This is a genomic window from Asticcacaulis sp. P4_H10 (genome assembly GCF_056400965.1).
In genome coordinates this window covers 217691-244319 of sequence record NZ_JBFUKH010000006.1, presented here as the reverse complement: position 1 = coordinate 244319, position 26629 = coordinate 217691, and the positions used below count along the sequence as shown (strand labels likewise).

Annotated in this window: 27 protein-coding genes and 2 tRNA genes; 14 read left to right on the top strand and 15 right to left on the bottom strand. The window is 60.9% G+C overall.

All coding sequences use genetic code 11. The features are described 5' to 3' along the window. Positions 1-71 precede the first annotated feature (71 nt). Positions 72-2531, top strand: coding sequence for a lytic transglycosylase domain-containing protein (locus tag AC1DON_RS12990; protein ID WP_476935221.1), 2460 nt, complete (start codon positions 72-74; stop codon positions 2529-2531). Positions 2532-2552: 21 nt separating this feature from the next. Here AC1DON_RS12990 and AC1DON_RS12985 read toward each other — a convergent pair whose 3' ends face one another. Beyond that, a complete protein-coding gene (locus AC1DON_RS12985) occupies positions 2553-3242 on the bottom strand; it encodes a glycosyltransferase (protein WP_476935220.1) in 690 nt (229 codons plus the stop codon). Positions 3243-3337: 95 nt separating this feature from the next. Next, positions 3338-4570: a class I SAM-dependent RNA methyltransferase gene (locus AC1DON_RS12980; protein WP_476935332.1), complete on the bottom strand. Its 1233-nt coding sequence runs from the start codon at positions 4568-4570 to the stop codon at positions 3338-3340. 164 nt (positions 4571-4734) lie between these two features. Between AC1DON_RS12980 and AC1DON_RS12975 the strand changes: the two genes are divergently transcribed. The 3 genes from AC1DON_RS12975 (at position 4735) to AC1DON_RS12965 (ending at position 6538) form a co-directional block, all read left to right on the top strand. Then, positions 4735-5244, top strand: a complete 510-nt coding sequence (locus AC1DON_RS12975; protein ID WP_476935219.1) for a hypothetical protein — start codon at positions 4735-4737, stop codon at positions 5242-5244. A 203-nt stretch (positions 5245-5447) separates the two neighbouring features. Then, positions 5448-5894 carry a hypothetical protein gene (locus AC1DON_RS12970; RefSeq protein ID WP_476935218.1) on the top strand — a complete coding sequence of 149 codons (447 nt, stop codon included), beginning with the start codon at positions 5448-5450 and terminating at the stop codon, positions 5892-5894. Positions 5895-6094: 200 nt separating this feature from the next. Next, complete coding sequence (locus AC1DON_RS12965; RefSeq protein WP_476935217.1) at positions 6095-6538, top strand: glycine zipper domain-containing protein; 444 nt, start codon at positions 6095-6097, stop codon at positions 6536-6538. 108 nt (positions 6539-6646) lie between these two features. Here the strand turns inward: AC1DON_RS12965 and AC1DON_RS12960 are convergent, their stop codons facing one another. Then, complete coding sequence (locus AC1DON_RS12960; protein WP_476935216.1) at positions 6647-7831, bottom strand: glycosyltransferase; 1185 nt, start codon at positions 7829-7831, stop codon at positions 6647-6649. Positions 7832-8055: 224 nt separating this feature from the next. Here AC1DON_RS12960 and AC1DON_RS12955 point away from each other — a divergent pair, with 224 nt between their 5' ends. Next, on the top strand, positions 8056-9297 hold the full coding sequence (locus tag AC1DON_RS12955) for a hypothetical protein (protein ID WP_476935215.1): 1242 nt from the start codon (positions 8056-8058) through the stop codon (positions 9295-9297). Here the strand turns inward: AC1DON_RS12955 and AC1DON_RS12950 are convergent. The 4 genes from AC1DON_RS12950 to AC1DON_RS12935 all read right to left on the bottom strand — a co-directional run bounded on the left by AC1DON_RS12950 (position 9281) and on the right by AC1DON_RS12935 (position 15275). Continuing rightward, positions 9281-12097: a valine--tRNA ligase gene (locus AC1DON_RS12950; protein WP_476935214.1), complete on the bottom strand. Its 2817-nt coding sequence runs from the start codon at positions 12095-12097 to the stop codon at positions 9281-9283. The genes AC1DON_RS12955 and AC1DON_RS12950 overlap by 17 nt on opposite strands. Positions 12098-12190: 93 nt before the next feature. After that, positions 12191-12751 (bottom strand): DUF2497 domain-containing protein, encoded by a 561-nt coding sequence (locus tag AC1DON_RS12945; RefSeq protein WP_476935213.1) that lies wholly within the window; start codon positions 12749-12751, stop codon positions 12191-12193. Positions 12752-12945: 194 nt separating this feature from the next. After that, positions 12946-14364, bottom strand: coding sequence for a TolC family outer membrane protein (locus AC1DON_RS12940; RefSeq protein WP_476935212.1), 1419 nt, complete (start codon positions 14362-14364; stop codon positions 12946-12948). 281 nt (positions 14365-14645) lie between these two features. After that, entirely contained in the window at positions 14646-15275 is a 630-nt protein-coding gene (locus AC1DON_RS12935) for a protein-L-isoaspartate O-methyltransferase family protein (protein WP_476935211.1), read from the bottom strand. A gap of 236 nt (positions 15276-15511) precedes the next feature. Here AC1DON_RS12935 and AC1DON_RS12930 point away from each other — a divergent pair. From AC1DON_RS12930 to AC1DON_RS12910, 5 genes are all read left to right on the top strand, one after another. Then, positions 15512-15585 (top strand) — tRNA-Cys (locus tag AC1DON_RS12930). A gap of 104 nt (positions 15586-15689) precedes the next feature. Then, entirely contained in the window at positions 15690-16661 is a 972-nt protein-coding gene (locus AC1DON_RS12925) for a glycerophosphodiester phosphodiesterase family protein (protein WP_476935210.1), read from the top strand. 275 nt (positions 16662-16936) lie between these two features. Beyond that, a tRNA-Asn gene (locus AC1DON_RS12920) sits at positions 16937-17012 on the top strand. 118 nt (positions 17013-17130) lie between these two features. Next, a complete protein-coding gene (locus AC1DON_RS12915; protein WP_476935209.1) occupies positions 17131-17433 on the top strand; it encodes a hypothetical protein in 303 nt (100 codons plus the stop codon). A gap of 152 nt (positions 17434-17585) precedes the next feature. Then, positions 17586-17804 carry a hypothetical protein gene (locus AC1DON_RS12910; protein ID WP_476935208.1) on the top strand — a complete coding sequence of 73 codons (219 nt, stop codon included), beginning with the start codon at positions 17586-17588 and terminating at the stop codon, positions 17802-17804. 4 nt (positions 17805-17808) lie between these two features. Here the strand turns inward: AC1DON_RS12910 and AC1DON_RS12905 are convergent, their stop codons facing one another. Beyond that, positions 17809-18297, bottom strand: coding sequence for an Lrp/AsnC family transcriptional regulator (locus AC1DON_RS12905; RefSeq protein ID WP_476935207.1), 489 nt, complete (start codon positions 18295-18297; stop codon positions 17809-17811). 225 nt (positions 18298-18522) lie between these two features. Between AC1DON_RS12905 and AC1DON_RS12900 the strand changes: the two genes are divergently transcribed. Continuing rightward, entirely contained in the window at positions 18523-19161 is a 639-nt protein-coding gene (locus tag AC1DON_RS12900) for a 2OG-Fe(II) oxygenase (protein WP_476935206.1), read from the top strand. Positions 19162-19264: 103 nt separating this feature from the next. Here AC1DON_RS12900 and AC1DON_RS12895 read toward each other — a convergent pair whose 3' ends face one another. Further along, the gene (locus AC1DON_RS12895) at positions 19265-20044 is read right to left on the bottom strand and encodes a hypothetical protein (RefSeq protein WP_476935205.1); all 780 of its coding nucleotides are present in this window, start codon (positions 20042-20044) and stop codon (positions 19265-19267) included. Between the two features lie 83 nt (positions 20045-20127). Here AC1DON_RS12895 and AC1DON_RS12890 point away from each other — a divergent pair, with 83 nt between their 5' ends. After that, the gene (locus tag AC1DON_RS12890; protein ID WP_476935204.1) at positions 20128-20724 is read left to right on the top strand and encodes an LOG family protein; all 597 of its coding nucleotides are present in this window, start codon (positions 20128-20130) and stop codon (positions 20722-20724) included. 50 nt (positions 20725-20774) lie between these two features. Here AC1DON_RS12890 and AC1DON_RS12885 read toward each other — a convergent pair whose 3' ends face one another. From AC1DON_RS12885 to AC1DON_RS12860, 6 genes are all read right to left on the bottom strand, one after another. Beyond that, positions 20775-21173, bottom strand: coding sequence for an arsenate reductase family protein (locus tag AC1DON_RS12885; protein WP_476935203.1), 399 nt, complete (start codon positions 21171-21173; stop codon positions 20775-20777). Continuing rightward, a complete protein-coding gene (locus AC1DON_RS12880) occupies positions 21170-21913 on the bottom strand; it encodes a 3-keto-disaccharide hydrolase (RefSeq protein WP_476935202.1) in 744 nt (247 codons plus the stop codon). The genes AC1DON_RS12885 and AC1DON_RS12880 overlap by 4 nt, the downstream gene beginning before the upstream one ends. Beyond that, positions 21910-22374, bottom strand: a complete 465-nt coding sequence (locus AC1DON_RS12875; RefSeq protein WP_476935201.1) for a DUF6265 family protein — start codon at positions 22372-22374, stop codon at positions 21910-21912. The genes AC1DON_RS12880 and AC1DON_RS12875 overlap by 4 nt, the downstream gene beginning before the upstream one ends. Before the next feature lie 16 nt (positions 22375-22390). After that, a complete protein-coding gene (gene gltX, locus AC1DON_RS12870; protein WP_476935200.1) occupies positions 22391-23734 on the bottom strand; it encodes a glutamate--tRNA ligase in 1344 nt (447 codons plus the stop codon). Positions 23735-23831: 97 nt separating this feature from the next. Continuing rightward, positions 23832-24257, bottom strand: a complete 426-nt coding sequence (gene dksA, locus AC1DON_RS12865; protein ID WP_476935199.1) for an RNA polymerase-binding protein DksA — start codon at positions 24255-24257, stop codon at positions 23832-23834. Between the two features lie 224 nt (positions 24258-24481). Beyond that, on the bottom strand, positions 24482-24928 hold the full coding sequence (locus AC1DON_RS12860; RefSeq protein ID WP_476935198.1) for a flagellar assembly protein FliX: 447 nt from the start codon (positions 24926-24928) through the stop codon (positions 24482-24484). 239 nt (positions 24929-25167) lie between these two features. Between AC1DON_RS12860 and AC1DON_RS12855 the strand changes: the two genes are divergently transcribed. Both AC1DON_RS12855 and AC1DON_RS12850 read left to right on the top strand, forming a co-directional pair. Beyond that, positions 25168-26304: a flagellar basal body P-ring protein FlgI gene (locus AC1DON_RS12855; RefSeq protein ID WP_476935197.1), complete on the top strand. Its 1137-nt coding sequence runs from the start codon at positions 25168-25170 to the stop codon at positions 26302-26304. After that, on the top strand, positions 26304-26627 hold the full coding sequence (locus AC1DON_RS12850; RefSeq protein WP_476935196.1) for a rod-binding protein: 324 nt from the start codon (positions 26304-26306) through the stop codon (positions 26625-26627). The genes AC1DON_RS12855 and AC1DON_RS12850 overlap by 1 nt, the downstream gene beginning before the upstream one ends. Positions 26628-26629: the final 2 nt, after the last annotated feature.

Genomic DNA, 26629 nt, shown 5'->3' with positions numbered 1-26629 from the left:
TTAATCTTTGCTAAAGTCTTGACGATCAAAGACGTAGTTTCAGTTGTGTAAGGCCTCCAGGAGGAGACGTTTTGACTGCAAGCCATCGCCTCCTAAAGCGCGCCGACCGACAGGGACTTAAAGTTCTGAACCTTCTGGGCGCAAGCCTGCTGGCCCTGGCGCTGACCGCCGCAAGCCCTGCCCTGGCCGAGGCGGCCGCCAAGGCGAAGACAACGGCAAAAGCCGAAACCTCTGCAAAATCCAAGACCGAGACCAAGGCTTCCGGCGAAAAGACGGCAGCCAAAAAAATTTCAGGCAAGACGGAAGTCGCCAGCGCCAAGGACGGCGACGGCAAAAAGAAAACCTCCGACAGCGACAAGAAGACGACCAAGACAGCCGAAGCGTCGAAGTCGAAGACCGGCAGCAAGGCCAGCGCCAAGGACAAGACCGACACCAAGCTGGCCGACGCCGACGAAAAGCCAACCAAGGGCACAAGTAAGAGCTCTGGCAAGGACAGCAAGACCAAGTCGACGACCGCAAAGAGCAGGCTTGCCAGCGCCGACGATGCTGAGGACGACGACGCAAAGCCGACCAGGTCAGGCAGCAAGTCGAAGACGGATAGCTCGAAGTCAGATACCTCTAAGACCAGCAAGTCCAAAAGCAGCACGACCAAATTTGCCGACGCTGACGACAGCAAGGGCAAGAAGCGCTCCGGCAAGGGTGGCAAGGACATCGATAAAAAGGCCAAGGCCGACGGCAAGACGTCCAAGCTGGCCGATGGCAGCGTCAAGAAGCCCAAGAAGGGCAAGAAGGAAGCGCCTGAACCCAAGGCAGTTCCGGACAAGGCCATGCTGACCCTGGCCGCCGCCCTGGCAAACGACGCCCGCTCTGACGTACCGGTCAATCTTAGCGCGGGCCCCATGCCCTATATGCGCGCCACGCCGACCGTGCTGTCTGCGCAGGACGCCGAGTTGTACCGCACCGCCTATAGCCAGATCGACGCTCGCGATTACGACGAAGCCGAAGCGACCCTGGCACAGGTCACCGACAAGAGCCTGGTCGGCCACGCCGAGTACCGCAAGCTGTTCAGCGGCGGCTATAGCGCGACATACGACGAACTCGTCGCCTGGGTGAATCAGTACGGCGACCAACCGATGGCCATGAAGGTGTGGAACCTGGCCAAGCGCAAGAAGCCTGACGGCGCGCCCGATCCCGCCTTCCCGTCCTTGATGGGTAAGCCCGGTGTGACCGCGACGGCCATGGACAATGATGGCGCTGGCGTACAACTGGCCTCGACCGGAACGCTGGCGCCGACCATCCGTGCCGACCTCAATCCCGGCGCGCCCATGACGGACGCCGTCGAATCCGACCTGACGGTGAAATCGGCGCGTTCGGCCTACAATAACGGCCAGTTGGAACAGGCCGTCAATCTTGGCAAGACGATCGGCGACCACTGGGTTGCAGGCCTCGCCAGCTATCGCCTCAAGCGCTACGACCAGGCGCTGGTCCACTTCAAGTTCGTATCGACCGACCCAAGCCGCAATGCCTGGAGCCAGTCGAGCGGCGCCTATTGGGCGGCACGCTGCGCGCTCAAGATGAATGACTCCGCGACTGCCGACACCTATTTCAAGATCGCAGCCTCCTATCCCTTCACCTTCTATGGCCTGCTAGCCGAGGCGCGTCTCGGTGTCACGCCGGCCATTACGCTGGCCAAGAAGGGCCTGCCGCCTACCTTCCAGCCCGACACCAACAAGGCGCTTGTCGCCAGCCTGAACAGCAATTCCAACGACTGGGCCAAGACCAATCCACAGGCCCAGCGCATGAGCGCCCTCGTCCAGCTCGGCCGCATGACCGACGCCCGCGACGAAGTCCGTTCGGCCATGCAGACCGCCAGCGACGACACCATGCGGCAAAAGTGGATGGCCCTGGCCGTGTCGCACAATATCCCGGTCGGCCAGATGAAGACGACCGACCGCCTGTTCAATGCCGACCTCTATCCGATTCCGGATTATGCGCTCAGCAATGCCAAGGTCGATCGTGCGCTGGTATTTGCCTTTGCGCGTAAGGAAAGCAAGTTCAACGCCGCCGCCAAGTCCTATGCCGGCGCCTATGGCCTGATGCAGATCATGCCGGGAACCGCTGCCCTGGTGGAAGGCGACAACAGCTTCACCCGGAAGCCGAACCAACTCCTGAAAGCCGAAACGAACCTCCGCGTCGGCCAGAAGTACATCCAGCGCCTGATGGACACCAAGGCGACTGAAGGCGACCTGCTGCGCACCATCGCCGCCTACAATGCCGGCCCGGGCCCTGTTAAGGATGCCATGGATTCGCTTGGCAACGACTACGATTCGCTGCTGGTCATGGAATCGATCCCGGTCGCCCAGACGCGGCAATATATCGAAGAAGTCGCCGCCAACTACTGGATCTATCGCCAGATCATGGGCAAGGACACGCCCAGCCTGCAACAGGCGGCCAATGACGCGCGCATCATCGATGCCTCGGCCGATGCTACGAATGCAGAGGCCGAAGTCGCCTTGGTCGGGACGGAATAATTCTCGAATAAATTAAAGGCTTTAGGCCGCTTTGCTGACGGGCGGCTTCGGCGGAAAACCGAGCATGTACAGGCCGATTTGCAAGCCCCTGCCGACGATGCCGAGCGCCCAGCCGCGCCGCTTGAAGCGCGAAGCGCTTGTGCTTAGTGGCACGGCCATGGGACGCAGCCGCGCACGGCCAAGCGCCAGGGTCAGCGCCACGTCTTCGAACGCCACCTGGTCCTTATAGCCGCCGATGCAATCGTAAAGGGCGCGCGACAACAGCATGCCGTGGTCACCGCTTGGCAAGGCCAGCCAGCGCGCGCGCAGGGCGACGACCTCGCCCCACAGCTTGGCCAGAAGCGACGGCTCATCAAAGCGCAGATGGAAATACGCAGCCTGGGCCGGATGCGTGCGAACATGCGCTGCGACCTCGTCCATCCAGCCTTCACCCAACTGCGAATCCGAATGCAGGATCAGCAGCCATTCACCCCGGGCCGCCCGGCAGCCTTGCCACAGCTGAAGCCCGCGCGCGATATCGCCCTGGACGATACGGCAACCGGTCGATTCGGCGATTTCAAGTGTCGAGTCGGTCGAACCACCATCGACGATGACGACCTCCTTGATGAGCCCTTCGACCACACCCGGAACCAGCGAGGACAGGGTCCGCGCCAGATGATCTTCAGCATTGAGGGTGGGGATGACGACGGAAATCAAGGACGCAACTTTCAAGTCAACTTTGGAGTACTCTGAGCCCGTTTTGGGCTCGGCAAGGGCGACTGCCCGCCCGAGCGGATGCGAGTAGTCTCGCGGCGCTTGAGCGGAAATTACCTGGAAAAGACAGCCACCAACTCGACGTGACTGGACCATAAGAACTGATCTATCGGGGTCACGCTGTCCAGTGAAAAACCGTTAACAACAAGGATTTTCGCGTCCCTCACGAAGGTTTGAGGGTTGCAGCTGACCGCCACGACCCGGCCGACTTTCGAACGCGCGATCTCGGCAGCCTGCACTTCGGCGCCGGCGCGCGGCGGGTCGAAAACAACGGCATCAAGCGTCTTCATCTCTTCTGCCAGCAGCGGTCGGCGGAACAGGTCACGGACTTCAGCGTTGATGGTTTTCAGGCCCGGCGCCGACCCAATGGCCGATTTCAGCGCCGCGACCGCCTCACCTGCCCCGTCTATGGCGTGGACAACGGCGGTTTCAGCCAGGGGAAAGGTGAAGGTGCCGGCGCCGCAGAACAGGTCGGCCACGCGCGAAGCGCCTTCGACGCCTGCCTTGACCAGGCGGACCATGTCGGCTTCGGAGGCTTCGCTCGCCTGCAGGAAAGAGCCTGGCGGCAGGCTGACCACCGCCTTGCCGAAGGCGACACGCGGCTTTCGCACTTCGTAGAGGATTTCGCCGCCCATGGTGACACGCGCGAAGTCGGCCTCGCCCGCCGTCATGGCAATCTGCATGCGTGCGTCGGCTGACAGGCCTCCGCTGCGCGTGCGTTCGACGCCGGAAATATCGATATCGAGACCGGTCCGCGACGACGTAATGTGCAATATGGGCGCTGACTTCGGATGCTCGAACAAGGGCGCCGCCATTTGACGAAAATGCGGCAGGGCGCGCACGATGGCGGCTTCGGCGATCGGGCATTCGCTGATCGGCACCAACGACCACGACCGCCGCATCTTGTAACCGATCTCGACGGACTTCCCCACTTTACGCGCATGCAAGCCGACTCGGCGGCGGCTGGCGGGCGGTGTCGTCAGAATGGGGGCAACTTCGGTTTCCAGCCCGGCGTGGCGAAGCTGGACCTCGACGACCTCGCGTTTCCAGGCACTATAGGCCGCCATATCCCAGTGCTGCATCGCGCACCCCCCACAGGCGGTAAAATGCCGGCACGGCGGCGTGACGCGGTCCGGGCTGGCCGCAAGCACCTCGGCCAGTTCGGGACGTTCCTTACCTGGCCTCACAGTGACGCGCTCGCCTGGCAAGGTCAGGGGTACGACCACGCCTTCGCGGCTCAGGCCGTCACCCTGAAAGCCGACCTTGTCTATCAATACCTCTTGCACGCCGTTCACGCCTCCGCCTGCGGAGACGCTCGCTTAAACCTTGGGCGACGAAATGCAACCGCTTTTAAGCGTCACGCGCGTGCGGCCTTGACGCGGACGGTCATCGGGCAAATGGTTAACGCCTGGATTTTTTCTCATCCGGCGCAAGTGCCACGGAAACCATCATGACCCTTTTCGCATTGAAATCATCCTGTGTCCTTGCCGCCGCCCTGCTGGCCCTTGGGTCGCTGTCCGTGCCACAGATGGCGCTGGCAAGCGCAAAAGCCGACAACTGCAAGCCCGTCAAGGTGGCTCACAAGACCAAGGTTCACAAAGCCAAGGCAAAGATAGCCAAGACCGTGGCGGTCGTTCACAAGGCCAAATCGAAGACCAAGGTGATCAAGGTCGCCGCCGGCCCATGCGACTGCGAAAAGGCGGTCAAGGTCGTGAAGGTGGTGAAGGTCGTCCAGCCCGCCGTCGAACGCGAAGTGACCGTCTACCGCGCCGATCCGCGCAAGTGGCACGCGCCCTATGTCGACGAAGTTCGCTCCGGTTCTTATGCCGCCTATGACGAGACGTCCCGTACGACAACACGCGTCGTCCAACGCATCTATATCCGCAACGACCACTATCTGACCGCTGACACCCGCCCCGGCCGCCATCGCCACACGCGTTGGCCACGCTGGATGGATTAAATTTTTGTTTGGTCGCGATATCTAGCCGAAAACCGCTGACACTTTTCGGCATGTGGCTCAGTGCCATTTACCATTTTTTTTGAAAAGCCGTCCTGCTTCTGCATTTCGTAAATTGCCGACAGCTCTGACAGTCCGAACATCTCAATACGTGCGCGTTCATTCTCACCTGCTTTGAGACATGCAGGTTTGCAAGGAGACGGCTGATGTTCCTGTCGAAGCTCACCCTGGCGGCTGTGGCCGCGCTCGCGATTGCCGTTCCGGCCATGGCTCAGGACTATTACGACGATGGCCCCGACCGCTATTATGAAGACGGTGACCAGGTTTTCGATGAAGGCTATCGCTATCCCGGCGAACGTCCACCGGCCGGCCACCAGGTCTCTCGCGATTATCTGAAAGGCAACTATTATGCCTATCAGGGCACGCCGCCGCGCGATCCGCGCGTCGGCGAACAGGAAGGCTGGCGCGAAGGCGTCGTCCGGACGCCGCCGCACTGGTACTGGAATCGCTGCGGCTGCAGCAGCGCCTATTATTACGGCCGCTGGCACAAGCGCCCGCAGCTCTATGATTACAGCGCCTATGATTACAGTGACCGGCAAAGGCTGGATCGTCGCACGGCCTATGAGTATCGCTGGCCGCGCCGCAACTGGTAGCCCGCCTTTCTTTGTCGCGATATTCAGTCGAAAACCGCTGCACACTTTTGGCTGCGCCGAACTTCGTTTCGACATATCGCTCAACCTGAACGAAGATGAACGAACTTATCAAGCGCCGTTCATCTTCGGTTATCTACAGTCACATCAGACGCCGAGCACACGGTTGCCACGGCCGGGACCTAAACTTGAGGAGACGTGCCATGCGTACACTGACATCCAAGACGAAGATCGCCGCGGCCGCTATATTATCGGTCACTATGCTGGCTGCCCTGATCCCCGCCGCCGCCTCGGCCGAAAGCTGTCGTGAACGCCGCGGCGACAACGCCACAACCGGCGCCGTTGTTGGCGCGGTCGCCGGCGCCGCCGTCGGCAACAGCGCATCTAACCGCCGCAACAAGGGCACAGGCACCGTCATCGGCGCCATTGCCGGTGCGGCAATCGGTGCAGAAATCGGCAAGAACAACACCAAGTGCCGTTACGACTACGCCTATGACGATCGTCGCTATGACCGCTATGATGATCGTTACGACCGCCGGGATGACAGATACGACCGCCGTCACGACCGCCGCGATGACCGTTATGATCGCCGCCGCGACCGCTATGACGATCGTTACGATCGCCGCGATCGTCGCGACAACTGGTAAGTTTTGGGCATTTACGCCTGGAGCGATATGACGAAGTCATCTTCGGCACATCGCTTGAATTCCTGAAGCCCTTAACGCCTGAGGCATACCCCTGCCTCAGGCGCTTTTTTATGCCTTTTGTGGCGTCTTTTTCTGGCGCCACGACAGGGCGGTCGACGCCCAGTAATTCCAGACCGAGCTGAGCAGGGTCGCAATGCCACCGGCGACCATGTAGTGGATGCCCAGCATTTCCTTCATGAACAAGGACATGCCGAGGCTGATGACGGCGCCAATCGAGCAAGCCAGGTAGAAGCTCAGCAGGGCGGGCAGGATTTTCCAGCCCCTGGCGCGCCGGTCGCGGAAGGTGATCGCATTGTTGATAAAGAAGTTCGACGTCATCGACACCCAGATCGCCAGGCCATAGCTGACAATGTCATCGAGACGGAACTGATAACGGTAGAGTGGGATAAGTTCGCCGTTGCGGAACAGGTGATGGCCCGCGTAAAGCGTTGCCAGGTACACGAACACACCGGTAACCCCGACGCCGCCGAACAGCACAAAGCGCGCCGGCAGAAAGCCCTTGGTTGCCTTTTCCACCAGCATCGCGCCGAGATCGAGCACAACGCGGATATCGAGCTTGGAGGTGCCCCCCTGGCGCTGGCGCAGCGCCGCCTTGATCTCACCGAATCGCGGCTTGATATTGGATGACGCCGCGACGTCGACGAGGATCTTGAAGCCGACACCGGTCAGCTTGGGGCGCGCCGACATGTAATATTCGCGCGTCATCATGAAGCAGCCGCTCATCGGATCGGTCAACGGAACCTTCAGCACCAGGCCCGTGACGGCCGTGGCCACCTTGGAACCCAGGTCGCGGAACCAGCTCAGGCCTGTCTCCGTCTCACCGATATAGCGTGACACGCACACCAGGTCCTTGTCGCCCCTCAGAATCATTTCCGCCAGGGCGCGTATGGCCACCGGATCGTGCTGGCCGTCGCCGTCCATGACCCCCAGATAGCGGCCATGAGCAATGTCCCAGCCCTTGATGGCAGCTGAGGACAGGCCGCGCTCATCGTAACGGACGTGCAGGCGGACATTGGGACGTGACTTGGCGACGTCGAGAACTTCGGAGTGGGTCTGATCCTGCGAATTGTCGTCGACCACGATGATTTCGTGGCTGATGCCTGCCAGAGCCGTACAGATTTCGTCGATGACCGACCGGATGGCCGCGCCTTCGTTCAGAGTACAGATAACCAGGCTGAGATCGGGCGCAGGCCGGGCGCCATCCGTCGCAAGGCGTTGTCCAACGTCGCTCAAAAACCACTCCCAAATTCGACCGGCCAGGGCCAGGGCAATCCCAGCCCGGACAGTTCACTCCGGGCAAACCGTTCCCTTAATGAGTCAGGCTCGCTTTTACAAGGTCAAAGGAATGCGGCAAAAAAACGCCGCCGTACCCGTAAAGCAATCTTTGTGCACTGCAAGGTATTGACCACTACGCAAAGCCCGTTTCAATGGCGGTACGCTGGAGGCCCGAGTAGAATATGGACGCCATTACCTGGCTTCGCCCCCATGCACGCAAGAGCTGGCTTCTGGGTGTGTTGCTGCTTTTCGCGATTGAACCGACCCTGAGCGCGCTGACCAGCCGTTTCGGCAAGGGCGGGTGGTGGCTCGGTGATTTCGACGCCGTGGTCTGCGGCGCCTGGCGCATGACACAGGGCCAGACACTCTATATTGAACCTGCCCATTGCCAGGGTCTTGAAGCCGCTGCCTTCGTCTATGCCCCCCAGATAGCGCAGGTTTTTGCACCACTGGTCGAAGCGCTCGGAGCCTGGGGATTGCACTGGACGTATCTGCCCGTCCTCGCCGCCTCGGTCGCAGCGCTCATCTGGTACACCCTCTTGCGTCCAATGCCCGGTGTTCCGTTTGAATTCCGCCTGATGAGCCTGATGGCCATTCGCGGCAGCCCGATCACCACCGGCAATATTGGTGCGGTCCTGCAGGCCGCCATTATCGGCGCCTCGCTGCTGATCCGGCGGGCGCGCTGGCTGTTTGTCGCCGTCGTCGTGGCTGCCGCCATGGTCAAGCCCTTCTTCCTGACGGCGTTGATCGTTCTGCTGTTCGAAGACCGGCCATGGCGCCGGCGCTTGATAACCTTTTGTGCCGCCTTCGTGGCCGGCATTGGCGCCTTGCTTGTACTGCTGGCGACCGCGCAACCATTGCTGGACGAATGGCGTGCCTTCCTGTCACTGATTGTCCTGGACACGCAACCCGGTCGTGGCCTGTTCCTCGCCTTTTCAACCGCGGGCCTGAGCGAAAACTCACCTGTCGCCTACGTGCTCTATGGGGTGTTTGCGGCCCTGGCCATAACCGCCGGTCTCATCGTCGCCGAGGGCAATCGTATGAGCAGCGAAGACCGCGTCACCCTGGGCCTGGGCGTCGCGCAGATCATCAATCCACGCCTGTTCGAATACAATTTCGACTTCTACCTGCTGTTTCCGGCAATCGCGCTGGTCGTCATGGTGGCGCAACGCCTCAGCCGCAAGGGTTTCTTCGCCCTCAGCTGGCTGTTTGCACTTGGCATGCTGGCCGAATTCCTGCTGAGCATTATCGGCATACGCGCCCTCAGCGCCATCCCGCACGCCCTGCTGCTCTGTGTCACCATCCTGTGCATCACCGCCGTCCTGACCCTGCGCCACCAGCGCCAGCGGGTCTGGTTCTGGGTGACGCAGCCAGGCCTGGCGGTCCGTCAGGTGGTCACCGCCGTGGTTACTGGACGGATTTAAGCCGCTCCAGCGCCACGGCCAACTTGGCCTTGCCGTTTTCGGCGTCAGCCAGACGCTCGCGGTTTTCCTCGATGACCTCTTCGGGCGCCTTGCGGACGAATTCCGGATTGTCGAGCTTGCGCCTGACACCGTCGATTGTCTTGTCGAAATCGGCAATGCCCTTGGTCAGGCGGGCTTCTTCGGCCTTGATATCGATAAACTCGGCAATCGCCAGGTGCGCCGTCGCTTCGCCGGCCACGAACGGCACCGAACCTGCCGGCGCGCTGTCGGACACCTTGACGTCGGAGACGCGCCCCAGGAACAGGATCAGGTCCTCGTGGGTGTTTATCCGCCCACGCGTAATGTCGGATGCGCCAAGCAGGCTCAGCGGCACGCGCGCCGAACCCGGCACATTCATTTCCGAACGTATCGACCTGATTTCACTAATCATATCGATCAACCAGTTGATCTCGTCATCGGCCGCTGCGTCAATGGCTGCCGCACCGAATACCGGCCAGTTAGCCGTCATCAGCATGACGTTTCCAGTCTCTGGGCCGCCTGTCTGTTGCCATAGTTCCTCGGTCAGGAAAGGCATAGCCGGATGGAGCATGATCATGGCCTGATCGAGCACCCAGGCCGTCACGGCGCGGATTTCGTCGGTCGCGGCCTGGTCGTCGCCATTCAGGATCGGCTTGGCGAGTTCGAGGTACCAGTCGCAGAAGACGTTCCAGATAAACTTGTAGAGTGCATTGGCCGCGTCGTCGAAGGCGCAGGCTTCCAGCGCCGAGGTCACGGCGGTATTGGCCTTGGCGACCTCGCCGCGAATCCAGCGGCTGAGCGTCAGCTTGACGGCCGACGGATCGAAACCGTCGATGCGCTGGCACTCATTCATCTGGCAGAAGCGCGTGGCGTTCCACAGCTTCGTGCCGAAATTGCGATACCCTTCAATGCGCTGCCTGGCCAACTTGATGTCGCGTCCCTGCCCCGACATGGCGGTCATAGTGAAACGCAGGGCGTCGGCGCCGAACTCATCGACCAACACAAGCGGGTCTAAGACATTGCCCTTGGACTTCGACATCTTCTGGCCCTTGTCATCGCGGACCAGGGCATTGATGAAGACGCGCTTGAACGGCGCTTCACCCGTGAAGTGCAGACCCATCATCATCATGCGTGCGACCCAGAAGAAGATGATGTCGAAGCCGGTGATCAGGGTATGCGTCGGATAGAAGCGCTTTAGGTCTTCGGTGTTCTCCGGCCAGCCCATGGTCGAGAACGGCCACAGCGCCGACGAGAACCAGGTGTCGAGGACGTCGGGATCGCGTTCCAATCTGACCTTACCCAGCTTATGGCTGCCAGGTCCGACGTTAGCCACAGTCCCAATTCCTTCGAGAGGATTGATATCTACTTCTGTGCTGGCTCCGTAATACTCACGGGCTTGAGCAAGCGCTTCCTCTTCAGTCTCGGCGACAAAAACCTTTTTAACACCTTGAACGACATTTCGATTTTCATCGATCGTCGGGCCATACCAGGCCGGGATGCGGTGGCCCCACCACAGCTGGCGCGAGACGCACCATGGCTCGATATTGCGCATCCACTCGAAATAGGTCTTTTCCCAGTTCTTCGGCTCGAACACCGTGCGGCCGTCTTCGACCGCCTTAATGGCTTCCTTGGCCAGCTCACCGGCGTTCACATACCACTGGTCGGTCAGGTAGGGCTCGATGACCACGCCCGAGCGGTCGCCGTGCGGAACCACATGGCGCGTCTTCTCGATCTGCTTCAGCAGGCCGAGATCTTCCATCTCCTGGATGACGCCTTTCCGCGCGATAAAGCGGTCAAGGCCGCGATAGGCTTCCGGCACCGTGTCGTTCAGACGCGCATAGACGTCCAGAATATTGATGGCCTCAAGGCCGGCGCGCTTGCCGACCATGAAATCGTTGAAGTCATGCGCCGGCGTGATCTTGACCGCGCCCGAGCCCTTTTCCGGATCGGCATATTCGTCGGCGACGATCCGGATGCGGCGGCCGACGATCGGCAGGGTAACGAACTTTCCGACCAGGCCCTTGTAGCGCTCATCGTCCGGGTGGACGGCCACGCCTGTGTCGCCCAGCATGGTTTCCGGCCGCGTTGTCGCCACGACGATATAGTCGCGCGTCTCAAAGGTCTCGTTGCCCTCATCGTCCTTGACTGGGTGCTGATAAGTCACGCCGTCAGCCAAAGGATAGGCGAAGTGGTAGTAGGCGCCCTCGACCTCCTTCTGCTCGACCTCAAGGTCGGAGATGGCCGTTTGGAAGTGCGGATCCCAGTTGACCAGCCGCTTGTCGCGGTACATCAGGCCGTCCTTGTGGAGCTGGACGAAGACCTTGCGCACGGCGGCCGACAGACCGTCGTCCAGCGTAAAGCGTTCGCGCGACCAGTCGCACGAGGCGCCCAGGCGGCGCAGTTGACGCACGATCGTGCCACCCGATTCGGCCTTCCACTCCCAGACCTTGGCCACAAATGCCTCGCGGCCCATGTCGCGGCGGCCGACATTGCCATTGGCTGCCAGCTGACGTTCCACAACCATCTGGGTCGCGATGCCGGCGTGGTCCGTGCCTGGCAGCCACAGCGCCGCCTTGCCACGCATACGCTCAAAGCGCGTCAGGACGTCTTGCAGCGTGTTGTTAAGCGCGTGGCCAATGTGCAGGCTGCCCGTCACATTGGGGGGCGGTATGACGATCGAAAAGGGCTCGCCCTCACCTTTCGGCGCAAAGGCGCCTGACTCTTCCCACATCTTATACAGGCGGGGTTCAACGGCGGACGGGTCGAAAGTCTTTTCAAGCATGATGATCGATCAATAAGAAAAAGCGGCGCACTGGTGTGAGCCGCTCTCTTAACCTCTGAAGGTTGGGAAATCTAGGTTTAACGGCGCGCCATTTTACCTGCGAGATTGGCGGGCAATCCGCTCGACTTCGATACGGACCTGCTCTTCGACGATACCCGGCAGGTTTTCGTCGAGCCACGCCTGAAGCAGCGGGCGCAACAGATCGCGCGTCACGTCTTCGAGGGTGCGGTCGCTTGACGGGACCAGCAAGGCGCCGGTCAACGATCCGAAGGCCGAAGCGGCGACCGACTCGGTACGCTCGCTCACCAAACCACCGGCTGCGGCAGGCGCCTTCGGCTTGGGGGCGGGCGCCGGTGCTGGCGCAGGGGCCGGGGCGGGTTCAAACGCGACCTCTTCCTCGGGTTCGTAGGCTTCGATGTCACCGATGGAGACCGAGCCCTTGGGGGCTTCATAGGTTTCGGTCAGTTCCAGAACGTCTTCTTCCGGCTCATCCTCGACTTCGGGCTCGGGTTCAGGCTGAGGCTCCGGCGCCGCAGCTTCCGGCTCGGGAGCCTTGGCTTCGGCATCTTCCGGCGCGTCATCTTCCGAGATGATGCGGCGAATCGATGCGAGGATTTCCTCCATAGTCGGTTCGTGTGCGGATTGTTCTGCCATTGTCTTCTGTCTACTGCGAATCGGGTTCGGAAAATGAAGCCACGTGCAGGGGACACTTATTCGCGTTTTTTTTCAACTCTTATCAGACCCGGCCGGCTCTGAAATTCGTGTAAGCCGCTAATTTTCTGTGGCCAAATAAAAAAGGGCGCGAAGCTTTCCGCCCCGCGCCCTTACTGTCAAAATCAAATCGCAGCTTACTTGCCGTCCGGCAGGAAGCGCGCAGCGGCGCCATCGACGGCCTGGACGACCGGCTCGATCGGCGTCCAGCCCTTGTTCCGGACCTTCTTGAAGTTGGCAGCCGGATCATAAAGCTCGACACTGGCGCCAAACAGGGTCGGTGTCAGGTTGCCAGTGACCGACACCAACTGGGCGGCTGCGACATAGGCGTTGCGTTGCGCATTGACCAGGTCGAGCTGCGCGGCGCGATACTCCTGCTCGGCGTTCAGCACTTCGATATTGGTGCGCAGACCAACCTGTTGCTCCGTCTTGACGCCTTCGGCGGCAACCGCTGCAGCGCGCACCTGCTCCTGATTTGACACAACGGCCGAGCGGGCGGCGATCATGTTCGACCAGGCCTGTGACACGGTCGAGATGACGGTGCGGCGGGTGTCTTCGACCGTCAGCTTGGCGGCTGTTTCGTTTTCCATGGCTTCGCGGACACGCGAGCCGTTCAGGCCGGCACTGAACAGCGGAACGCTGACGCGCAGGCCGGCAGTCGTGCTCTGCTCGTCTTCGAAGCTGCCGAGCCTGCCAGACGGCCCACTCTGGCCGGAACTGACAGACAGGCCAACCCTAGGCCCAAAAGCAGAACGCGCAGCCTTGACGCGGCTAGCGGCAGCATCGGCTGCGAAACCGGCGGCCTGCAGGTCCGGGTTATTGGTCTGTGCGGTATCCAGCGCCGCGTTGAAGGTAGCCGGCAGGCCCGGGATTTCCGGCACCGGCTCAAGGGCGGTCGGAGTCTGACCGACAATAGCAACGTACGAGGCGCGGTCACTATCAAGACGCGCCTGCGCCTGGGCGAGGCCAGCGGCCGAAGCCGACAAACGGGCTTGCGACTGCGCGACGTCTGTGCGGGTCAACTGACCGGCTTCGAACTGGGCAGTGGTCTGGTCCAACTGCTGCTTGAGGATATTATAATTGTCCTGGCTGATCTGCAGCGCTTCCTGGTCGCGGCGGACCGAGGTGTAGATGTCGATGACGCTCAGCAGCACCGACTGCTCGATCGAGCGCAAATCTTGCTGCCCCGCCAGGACACCGGACTTGGCTGCATTGACCTGCGACGACAGGCCGCCGGTTGCAAACAATGTCTGTGACGCAGAAAAACCCAGCGACTGGCTTGACCGGTACTCACCACCAGGGGTCAGTATATTGCCCTGATCATGGTCATGATAGGTCTTGTCGAAGCTGAAACCGACGTTAGGCCCCAGTTGCGAACGTGCCTGGACGTAGCTTTCGTCCTGGCCGCGTTGCTGAGCCCGCGCGCGCGCCAGCTTCGGGTTATTGCCGTAGGCCATCGCAATGGCGTCAGACAGGGTCTCCGCGTAGGACGTCCCTGCCATGCCGAAAGCCATCAGCGACATCGCCACAGCTGAAATCAAAACCCGTTTGCTCATGAAGCACCCCAAAGAAAGAGACGGCCGCGCCCTCGGGTGCGGCTCGTCGTATCCGAGCCAGTCAGTAGCGTCAGGTGAGTTTTCAACCCCTGCCCGTCGCCCCGTCGCAAAATGCGTTACAAATGCAACCTGCCAGAAACGCCACGCACCGGCCAGTTAAGCTTTTTTCATATTCCAGCGCTTTTGGCTGTCAGAAAAAGGCAACAATCGAAACCTTTAATCTTTTACCTACGCAACCCATAACAAATTCCAAACGCCACCGCCTGGAAATGGCAGCATGGTTAAAATTCGAAGCTCGGCGTCCGGGCAAAGCCGGGCAGCGTTGATGGCGACGAATCGAAGACTTCGCGTTCCGAGAAGCCGGTTTCCAGACGGATATAAAGACGGGCACGGCCAACGGGGCCATCCTTGAGCACTACCCCCAGGCGGCCGCCCGGCTTCAGCGCCTTCAGCCACGCCGCCGGCATCTCGGCGACAGCGCCTTCGACGACGATGACGTCATAGGCGGCGCCGACCGGCGCCTTGAGATCGGCCACGGCGGTGGCAACCTTAAGTTCCTTGAGGTAGGGCTCGATCACCGCCATGGTGCGGGGGTCGCCTTCCTGGACCGTAACGGTCAGGCCGACACTGGCCAGAACCGCACCGGCATAAGGCGCAGCGATGCAAAGGGCCTTTTCGCCGCTCCTGGGCTCAACCGTCTGCAACAACTTGGAGATGTCGCGCGGCGCCATAAGCACCCGCCCCGGCGCGATCTGCGGCTCGACCTCGCCATAGGCGCAGAAGGCCTGGGACGGCGCGCACAGCCGTTCGCGGGCAACGTGGCGCATCGCCAGTTGCAACGGCGTGTCTGTGACGTCGTTCACGCGGACCTGTGATTCGACCATGTTTTGCCGTGCGGCGTGGAAATCCATGAGGACTGCCCCTAAACTCATAAGAACCATAATACTGAACGGAAGGGGATTACAGGCTTTTTCGAGACTCGCCAAGTCGTTTGCAGCGCATAATAAAAGCCTTATGCGCGGGCGCAAGCTTTCCAACATGTTCTTGCGGCCCTATTTCGCCGCGCCGCGGGCTTTTCACAAAAAAACAGCGCCAGGGGAATTGCGGTGGCTGCATTCATCTGATAGCTGACGCCCTTCGCTCTTGAGGCCTGATGGCGGAGCGGTTACGCAGCGGATTGCAAATCCGTGAAGCCGGGTTCGACTCCCGGTCAGGCCTCCACTTCCCGACATATTGACCGGCAGCTCCGCCTGCGGCACTGTGCCCGCATCGGGGCGCACGGTATCAGCGGCGGCTTTGCGAAGCCGGCGCGAGGGGATTTTGTTATGCGAAAGCGTTTCTGGTTTGCCGGCGGCCTGGCCGTGGCGGCCCTTGGCCTGTTTGTCATCAATTCATCGGCACTTGCGCCGAAACCGTCCGGGCAGCGGACGATCCTGGCGCATCGCGGCGTTTATCAGCGGTACGACCGCACCCATCTCGAGCGGGACACCTGCACGGCCAGCCGCATGCTGCCGCCAACGCATGCCTTCCTGGAAAACACCCTGCCATCGATGAAGGCTGGCTTCGACGCGGGCGCGGATATTATAGAGATAGATGTCCATCCGACCTCGGACGGGCAGTTCGTGGTGTTTCACGACTGGACCGTCGATTGCCGCACCGAAGGGCACGGTGTTACGCGCGAACACAGCCTGGCGGATCTGCAGGTACTGGATATCGGCTACGGCTATACCGCCGACGGCGGAAAGACCTATCCGTTCCGCGGCAAGTTCAAGGGCCAGATGCCGTCCTTGAAACAAACGCTGGAGACCTTTCCGGAAAGGCGCTTCCTGATCAACATCAAGAGCAATGATCCTAAAGAGGCTGATGAACTCGTGGCCTATCTCAAGGCCAACATCCTTATGAGCCCCCGCCTCCAGGCCTATGGTGGCGACCGGCCTGTCGCGCGCCTGCGCGAGATCGCCCCTGGCATGCGTGCCTTCAGCAAACAGACCTTGAAAGCCTGCGCCCTGGGTTACCTGGCTCTGGGCTGGAGCGGCCATATGCCGAAGACCTGCCGCAACACAACCGTCTTCCTGCCGGGCAAGTTCGCCTGGGCTGCTTGGGGCTATCCGAATCGTTTGCAGCAGCGCTTTGGCGACGCCGGCAGCGACATCTACCTTCTGGGCAACAATAAAAGCCTGAATGGCGTCGAAGGCATTGATACTGTCGAGGCTTTCAAGGCGGTTCCGGACAGTTGGCGAATGGGCATCCTGACCGATGAAATCGAAACCATCGGCCCCGCCTCGAAACAAAAGTGACGACGTTATCCGAAACCTCGAAATGTTTACCCCTCATTAACGCAAATCATTCATGAACGGGGTGTCTTTGCTTTTTTGAAGACACCACCATCACCAAACTTCCAGAGGCCCGAAGCTCCTTCGGGCCTTTCTTTCGTTCAACGTCTGGCCAGGTCTGGCTTCGGGTTAAGGCGCCATTTTGCGAAAATTTTGAAAGCTGTGAATAAATTTCAGCTTTCGGCTTGCAAAAGGTGCAGGAGCCTTGCTATACGCCGCTCCTCAACACGGCTAAGTATTCCCTGATAGCTCAGTTGGTAGAGCATTCGACTGTTAATCGAATGGTCGCTGGTTCGAGTCCAGCTCAGGGAGCCACCGTTTTCTTTCCGACATTGTCGACATGAACAACCGCCCCTGGGCGGCGTTCATCTTTTGTAAACCCGCGACGTGGTTCCGTACGAAGAACACCGTTCTTAACGTACTGGAGTGCGTCATGAAAACAGCGACTCTCAACAAAGGCTTTGCCGCCTTTCTCGGACTGGTTCTGATCGGAGTCGCTTCGGCGATCGCCTTCACCACCCCTGCCCCCAGCAGCCATGCTGCCGCCGGACACCCAATGCCCGGTGCTGCCATGGATGGCGGCTATGCTTCGGTTGAACCCGCCAGCGCACCGCCGGTCGTCGAGGCCCGCTTGCTGTCGGACAGCGAAATTGCCGCCAGCGAACCCGTAGCCGTGGACGCGGCCGCCTCGGTCAGCACCGAAACGGCGCCGGCGCCTGCAAAGGCCAGCCTGTAATTTGCAAGAAAGAGATTAGCGGCTTCCACAGCGCGCTTTTTACGGGGCGGTGCTAGCGGCGCTATTTCGCCCTTAGGGCAGCGCGACCCAGAATGACAGCCAGTCGAGGCGGATGGCCGCCTCCCACAATCTGGATGCCTGAGGTCGCCACCATGAAAAACCCCGCCCTGTCCGGCAGCTTTTTCGCCTTCCTCGCCATGGTGCTGATCGCCGTCTGCGCCGCCCTGCTCCTTATTACCCCGCCTGAAACCAGCCACGCCGCTGGTACCCATGACCTTGAGGCCATGGACGGCGGCTATGACTATGTCGAACCCGCCGATGCACCGCCCGTCGTCGAGGCCCACCTCGAACCCGATACCGACAATATCTGATATATCAGGCGTAGGCCGTTGGCAGCGCCGGATCGTCCTTCAATGTTTCCATGGAAATGCAGGACGACACATCAAGGAGCTCGATCCTGCTGATGATGCGCTTATAGACCGTGTCGTAATGCGCCATATCACCGACAACGACCTTGAGGAGGTAATCGAGATTGCCCGCCAGCCGGTGTGCCTCGACGATCTCCGGAATGTCGCTTAAGGCTTCGCGCAGGCGGTCCGGCCAATCGACCTTGTGGTGATTCGTCTTGATCATGACGAAGACCGTCGTCGGCACCTGCATCTTTTCGCGATCGAGCACGGCCACGCTGCGGCGGATATATCCCTCCTCCTTCAACCGCGCGACGCGGCGCGAGCATGCCGATGGCGACAGATGAACGCGTTCGGCCAGATCGCTCAAGGGCATGTCGGCATCACGTTGCAGCCAGGCCAAAAGTCGGCGATCACGGTCATCCAGCATCATTATCTCCCAATGTAATGCTGCCATTTTGCAAGCCGCACGGATGCATGCGCAATATTTTGGCAAGCCAAATGGATAAATGATCCATAAAACTGCGCACCTACAGCAAACGACGCCAATTCGCTTGCGAAGCGCAATGCGCGCGACCCGTCGCTTGCGGAACAGCCAAAATCGTCATTTGCACGTGCCATCTGGCGATCACGACGGCGCATGCTATATTCAACAGAATTACTTCGTTAAGAGTGCCTGCCCATGCTGCGTTTTGACGCCATCGCCGCCACCCCGGCTTCCGACTATCCCTTCCGCAACCTGATCGGCGAAGGCATATTGCCGCCCGACGCACAGGACGAGATTGAGCGCGATTTTCCGCAGATCAACAAGACCGGCTTCATGCGCCCCGAAGACTTCGAGATGGGCCCGGCGTTCAAGGCGCTACTGGCCGAAGTCCGCGGACCTGAATTCGCCAAGGCCGTCGGCGAGAAGCTTGGCGTTGACCTGAACGGCAAGCCTACCTGGGTGACGGTGCGCAAGTGGTCGGCCCTGAAGGACGGCCGGCCGCATACCGATGGCGCTGACAAGCTGGCCTCCGCCCTCATCTATCTCAACCGTGAAGGTGCCAGCGGCGGCAACCTGCGCTTTCTGGAAGGTCCGGACCAGGACGGCCCCGGCACCCAGGAAGTCAATCCAGGCTATGGTCATTTCATCGCCTTCCCGCGCCTCGACAATTCCTGGCACGGCCACAAGCCGTTCGAAGGCGAGCGCCGCGTCGTTCAGATCGCCTGGCTGGTCAGCGAGGACGCAGTGTCGCGCAAGGCCAAGCGTCATGGCGTGACCGAATTCCTGAAGAAGCTGTTCTCATCGACCAAGCAGAAGCAAGACGAGATGATGTAGGTTTCTGGCATTTGGCCGGATACCTCCACGAACCTCCGAGGCTGAAAGCCGAGGCAAGGCCGACTGGCCGCTGCGCGGCACTTGAGCGCATAAAAATGCGCTTCTAGAAAACCAGGGTTGTCTGGGTCCCGCCCCCCGGCAGGGTCCAGTCTATGCGCCAGCCCTCGGGTATGGGGGTTACCCGGTCGCCCGCGACCGGTTTCGTGACCGCGATCTGGCGTTTCCACGACGTACTGGCTGCGTCGGCCGACAGGCTGACCGTTTGTGACGCGTCACCTGGCGGCGCTATCTGAGTCATCGCCGTAAACACGCCGTCAGCCCGGGCATTGGGTTGTGCACGAATTTCACCGTCGACCAGAAGATCGAGCGCCGCCTTGGGTCCTGCCCGACCCGTAATCCCCAAGGCGCCGGCCGCATCGTAATCGACAACCGCGATGCCAAGCCCTTGCGGCGTAACCGGCAGGCTGGCGGTGCCCGGCCGCAGCAGCACGGCCTTGGCCGGCTGCCCCGGTGGCACGAACAGCCGCCCTTCGGCGTGGATAAGCCGACCATTGTCTTCGGTCGACAGATCGTAGACGCTGCCTTCCAGGCCGGCGGGCAATTCCGCGCTGAACCTGCCGTTGGCATCAGCCGTGACGCCGATTGCGCGCTGCTGGCCGTACAGGAAACGCACGCGCCCCTCGGGTTGCGCCTTGCCGGTAATGATCAGTGTCCCCGGCCCGCCCTGCGCCACCGCCGTAATGATGGGCGCCGAGGCATAGCCCTGCGCTCTGAGATCTTCGGCGTAGTCTTTGCGCGCCTCTTCGGTCCCGCGCTGGCAGGCCGCGGTCGCGCTTAGCGCGAGGATCAGCAGCAGCCTGGGCAATAGAGACATCTTTTTCATGGTTGCGCGGTATATTACTTTCGAAATAGCCCGGACGGGCTTACACTTAATTCCCAAAAACGGTGTTTCAGGTCAAAGTAAAAATGCCTCTTTCCAAGTCCGACATTAAGTCCGTTTGTGTGTATTGCGGCTCCTCCTTCGGCAATGACGAAATCTACAAACAGTCCGCAGGCGACCTGGGCCAGATCCTGGCCGGCGCCGGCATGCGCTTGATCTACGGCGGCGGAGGAGTCGGCCTGATGGGCGAAACCGCGCGCGCAGCGCACGATGCCGGCGGCAAGGTGCTGGGCATCATGCCACAGTTCCTGCGGTCACGGGAAATCCTTTATGATACGGTCGAAACCCGCGTCGTGACGTCGATGCACGAACGCAAGATGATGATGTTCGAGGAATCGGACGCCTTCGTCGTCCTGCCGGGCGGGGTCGGTACGCTGGAGGAGGTCATCGAGCTTCTGTCGTGGCGGCGCCTGGATCTGCACAAGAAGCCTATCGTCTTCCTGAATACCAACGGCTTCTGGCAGCCCTTCTTCGACCTGATCGAACATACATTGACGGCACAATTTACGCCGCCCAATTTCCGTCAGACCTATACCTCGGTCGATCGCGCCGACGAGGTCCTGCCGGCCATTGCCCGCATGAACAGCCAGGACCTGCAGATCGACACGCGCAAGGTTGGCTGAGAACGCCTTCCCAAAAATCGCGCAGCGTTTCGGGATAGGGGCTCGACAGGTCAGACCATTGGACTGCCGTCTTCCTTCGTCAGGGTGACACCTGGCCGCAGGTCGATCAGGTCCAGCACCTTTTCCGACGGACGGCACAGCCGTACGCCCTTGGGCGTACAGACGAACGGCCGGTTGACCAGGATCGGATGCGCCACCATGGCCGACAGCAGGGTCTCGTCGCTGACACCGACGTCCAGCAGGCCCAGGTCCTCGGCCGGCGACTTGGTTTCGCGCAGCGCCTGCCGCGGCGTCACATTGGCGGCGGCGAACAGGCCAAACAATTGCCCGCGCGTCCAGCCTTCAGTCAGGTAATTGACCACGACGGGCGTGTATCCAGCGGTTTGTAACGCACTGAGAACATTACGCGACGTGCCGCATTCGCCGTTGTGGTAAATGACCACGCTCACAGGCCGCGCACCCAGATGTTACGGAACTTCACTGGATTGCCGTGGTCCTGAAGCCGGATCGGGGCGCAGCCGTGGGCCTCGTACGGCGGCTTGCCGATCCAGGCAGTCGGGCCCTTGATCTCGAAATTGTTCTGGACCAGCACGCCATTATGCAGGACGGTGACGCGGCCCGGCGATTTCAACGTCTTGCCGTCGAATTTCGGCGCCGTATAGATGATGTCGTAGGTTTGCCATTCGCCCGGCGCCTTCGATGCGTTTACGAGCGGCACGGACTGCTTGTAGATCGATCCCGCCTGGCCATTGGTATAGGTCGCCGCCTGGTAGGAATCGAGCACCTGAACCTCATAACGCTCCTGCAGGAAGACGCCGCTATTGTTGCGCGCCTGCCCCTCAAGCGTCTTGCCATCCTTGCCGGTTACGGTCGTCGGGGTCTGCCATTCGACGTGCAGCTGGACGTCGCAGAAAGAGTCTTTCGTCCGGATATCACCGGTGCCGGCTGTGGCTTCGACCGCTCCCTCTGCAACCTTCCACGCGGCAGCGCCGCCCTTGACCGCTTCCCATTTGTCGAGATTGGCGCCGTCGAACAAGACCACCGCGTCGGACGGCACGCCGTTATTGATGCTTACCGCAGCAGGGACCGGTGCGTACACTTCGGTCGCGCGCGATTTTTCATAGTCGCTTTGGGCACAGGCCCCCGATGCAGCCAGGCACAGGGCGAGAAAGGATATGCGCTTGATCATTTGGCCTCACAGCGGTTGTAGGTGAATTCGATGGTGCGCAGGTTGCCGTTGATCGGCCCCTGGATGGCGGCATAAAGCGTGCCCGGTCCGGACGACCGGTAGGTTATCTTTTGCGGAAAGTCATGCGCCTTGTTTTCAAAGACGATTTCGTCGGCCGTCTGGCTTACTGCCGGAAAACTGGCCTGAGCCTGACCCGATGGAATGGCCGTAAAGGTGACCACGCCATTCTGTACGTCTATGCGCATGAATTCGAACTGGCGCAATGCTCCGTCGCGCAGGGTACGGCCGACTCCCGCAGTCATTCCGCCTGCGGGCCTGAGCCAGGCTTCCTCGGTCACCCGGCCATCCTTGATCATGGTCCAGCAGCCAGACAGCCAGTCCAGCGACTCAACCCCATCGGCGCGCGCACCCGGGGCCACCATCACAAGAAATACGCAAAACCCACTGAAGACCTTACGCATTTCGACAGTCCTCTATTCAGGCGCCTTGCAGCCTTTTCGCGATCTTGTCACGTCCGATCAGGAAGCTCAAGGCGCCCATGTCGGGGCCGTGATCCATACCGGTCAGGGCCTGGCGCAGCGGCATGAACAGGGCCTTGCCCTTGGCGCCCGTCGCTTCCTTGATGGCGCCCGACCACTGCTGCCAGCTGTCGCGGCCGTAATCCGCCGGCAGAAGCTCCAGGGCCTTGGCGGCAAAGCCGGCATCCTCGATCTTCGGCACGATGTCGCCCGAGACGATATTGGCCCAGTCCTTGACCTCGGCGAACTTGTGCAGGTTCATCCGGATGGTATCCCAGAACAGTTCACCCAGATTCGCGCCGAGTGCCGCAAGGCGCGGCTTCGCTTCGGCATAAGGGATGGCTTGGATGACGGCGGCGTTCAGGCGCATCAGGTCGTCAAAATCGTAGCGCGCCGGCGCGCGGCCCATCTTGTCGAAATCCTGAAGCTCAGCCAGCGATTCGAGCGACGGCGCGGCTTCCAGCGGATCGGACGTGCCGATCTTGGCCAGGTGCGACACGATCGCCAACGGTTCCAGGCCGTCCTCGCGCATCTGCGACACCGACAAAGACCCCAGGCGCTTCGACAGCCCCTCGCCGTCCGATCCGACCAGCAGGGTCATGTGCGCGAAGGTCGGCAGTTGCTGACCGCCAAAGAAATCCGCCAGGGCTTCGAAAATCTCGATCTGCGTGCCGGTATTGGCGACGTGGTCCTCGCCGCGAATGACGTGACTGATCTTCATGTCGAGATCGTCTACCACGGACGGCAGTGTGTACAGGAACAGGCCGTCCTCGCGAATCAGCACAGGGTCCGACATCGAGGTTGTGTCGACTTCGCAGTGGCCACGCACCAGGTCTTCCCAGGCGACGCGCTTGCCGTCGAGCTTGAAACGCCAGTGCGGCTTGCGGCCCTCGGCTTCCAACGCGGCCCGCTCTGTGTCTGTCAGGTTAAGCGCTGCGCGATCATATACCGGCGGCAGGCCGCGCGACAGCTGCACCTTGCGGCGGCGGTCGAGTTCCTCGGCGGTTTCATAGGCCGGATAGAGACGCCCGCTGGCCTTCAGATGGTCGGCGGCTTTTTGATAGATGTCGAAGCGCTTCGATTGGTTGTAGCGCTCCTGCCATTCCAGCCCCAGCCACTTCAGGTCGGTCTCGATCAGGTCCTCGTTTTCCTTCGTCGAGCGCTCGAGATCGGTGTCGTCGATGCGCAGGACGAAGACGCCGCCGTGCTTGCGGGCGAACAGCCAGTTGATGAGCGCGGCGCGAACATTACCTGCGTGGATGCGGCCGGTGGGCGACGGGGCGAAACGAACCTTAACGGTCATGGAAGCTAGGTCTCTGATGGCAACAAATGTTGACACCCCATACGCCGCAGCGCGGGTTTTTCCAAAGACTTTTAGTCAGTCAGTATCGACTAACTCATCAATCGTCGCGGTGAACGCGTTCCGAACGTTCGTGGCGTTCCTGGGCTTCGATGCTCAGGGTCGCGGTCGGACGGGCTTCCAGGCGGCCGAGGCCGATCGGTTCGCCGGTCTCCTCGCAATAGCCGTAGGAGCCGTCGTCGATGCGCGAAATGGCTTCGTCGATCTTGCTGATCAGCTTGCGCTGGCGATCGCGGGTCCGCAGTTCCAGGGCACGGTCCGATTCGGAAGAGGCGCGATCCACCAGGTCGGGGTGGTTCTCCGTCTCTTTCTGCATGATGTTGACGGTTTCCTTGGCGCCACGGAGGATCTCATCCTTCCAGGCGTTCAGCTTGGCGCGGAAATAGGCCAGCTGATTGGGATTCATGTACTCTTCGCCCTCGGTGGGACGATATCCTGTGCTTACAACCGGTGCAGTTTCGGACATATGCTCTTTGGACCCCCGACGATCGACGCCAACTTCTTGGCAGGGTGACGGCCCGTCCCATACCTGTACGGGATTGGGAACCTGACAGGCCCCGCAGCAAAAACAGTACCATAGCCCGGTCGCGTAGCTGTGCGTGCGACGCCGGATTGCGGCGGCTTATAGTGCGCTCCGGTTAACCTGTGAAGCGATTTGTTCGCGATAAGCGGTAATTCCGGCCTCCAGGCCTACATCAGCTTCCGCTTGGCCAGTTCGACGAAGGCGCGGGTCTCGATTTCGTTCAGGACACCCTGCAGTTTCTGGTCCTCGATATCCTCGCGGTGCTGGGCGATCAGGCCTTGCAGGCGGAGCAGTGCTTCATCATCGATCGTGCCCGACAGGACGCTGACCTTGACGTCATCCAGGGCATCGAGAATGTCGGTGGAGCGCTTGACCTGGCGACGGCGGCGGCCGGTCAATACATCGTCTTCGGCCTGAAGCGCCAGCAGGGCATCGACACCAAAGGCGCCGAAGGCAGCGGAGGCCTGCGCCGGTCCGGCGGTCTTCTGCGCGTCGCCGCTTTTGCCCAAGGAAAATCCGTCACCCGTGCGGCGCACGTTACCCGAAACGGGGCCCATAGCGGTGCCGGTGGCCGAATTGATCTTCATCGTCATGGTCTGACCTACGGTAAGCATCGTTCAGATCAGCGCGCCTATTCTTTACTCACGGGCATTCTCGCCCACGCAATCACAGTGGGACAATATTGCCGGTTGCGGGTAAGCGAAGCCTTAACGGCCCGGCAATAATTTCCCCACCCTAACCATTTCCATCAAGGTTAACTTTAAGAAGCTGATTCAATTAAATAATTTTCGCCTCCCCGCTTGGCATGAAACTGGCTTATCCGAACGGGTATGGTTAACCAACGGATGTGCTTATGCGTACTCGCTACCTGACGCTCCTGACGCCCCTGCTGGGCACCGCCGCCATTGCGGCCGCGGCGCTTGGCGGCGTGCTGATGGCCGCGCCTGCCCAGTCGGCGTCGCGCATCAAGGACATTGTCGATGTCGAAGGCGTCCGCAGCAACCATCTCGTCGGCTATGGCATCGTTGTCGGCCTGAATGGCACGGGCGATACGGTCCGCAACTGCCCCATGCTGATGCAGAGCCTGGAAAGCATGATGGAGCGCCTTCAGGTCAATATCCGCGACGGCAATCTCAATACCAAGAACGCCGCCGCTGTTATGGTCACTGCCGAGCTTCAGCCCTTCGCCGCCCCTGGGGCGCCGGTGGACATCTCGGTCTCGGCGATGTGCGACGCCAAGAGCCTGCTTGGCGGCACGCTGATGGTCACGCCGCTGCTGGGCGCGGATGGCGAGGCCTATGCGGTCGCACAGGGCACCGTCCAGACCGGGTCGGTATCGGCCGGCGGCGCGTCGGGATCATCGGTCACCAAGGGCGTGCCGACGTCCGGCCGCATCGCTTCGGGCGGTATCGTCGAGCGTGAAACCAATTTCGATTTCAACTCCATGCCGTGGCTGCGCCTGACCCTGCGCAATCCTGACTTCACGACTTCCAAGCGCATCGCAACGGCGATCAATGGTGGATATCCCGGATCGGCGGTGGCGCAGAACCCGACGACCGTCGCCATCAAGCCGCCCACCGGCACCAAGATGATGGACTTTGTCACCCAGATCGAAGCGATGAGTGTCGACGTCGATGAAGTCGCGAAGGTGGTGATTGATGAGGTCAACGGCGTCATCGTCATGGGCGAGAATGTCCGCCTGTCGCGCGTCGCCATCGCCCAGGGCAATCTGACCATTCGCGTCGATGAAACGCCGGACATCAGCCAGCCGGCACCCTTCAGCCAGGGCCAGACCGCCGCCATTCCCGCGACCAATATCAATGTTGAAGAAGAGAAGGGCAAGCGCCTGATCCAGCTCGGCGGCGGCTCGTCGCTGTCGGACCTGGTCGCCGGTCTGAACGCCCTGGGCGTCACGCCGCGCGATATGATCTCCATTCTGCAGGCCATCAAGGCCGCCGGCGCCCTCCAGGCCGAAATTCAGGTGATGTAATGGATACGACCGCCCTCCTCACCCTGCAAAACGCCGAAACCTCCCGCGCCGATGCGGCCATGACGCGCGCCGCCAATCTCAAGGGTTCCGGCAAAAGCAGCGCCCAGCTCGGCGAAGAGTTCGAATCCATGGTGCTGTCGCAGCTTCTGGCGCCCATGTTCGAGGGTCTGGAAACCGATGGCCCATTTGGCGGCGGCCATGGCGAAGAAGCGATGCGCTCATTCTATGTCGGCGCCATGGCAGACCAGATGGCCAAGCGCGGCGGTGTCGGCATTTCCAGCATGATGCAGAAAGAACTCCTTAAGCTTCAAGGCGCAGCATAGTC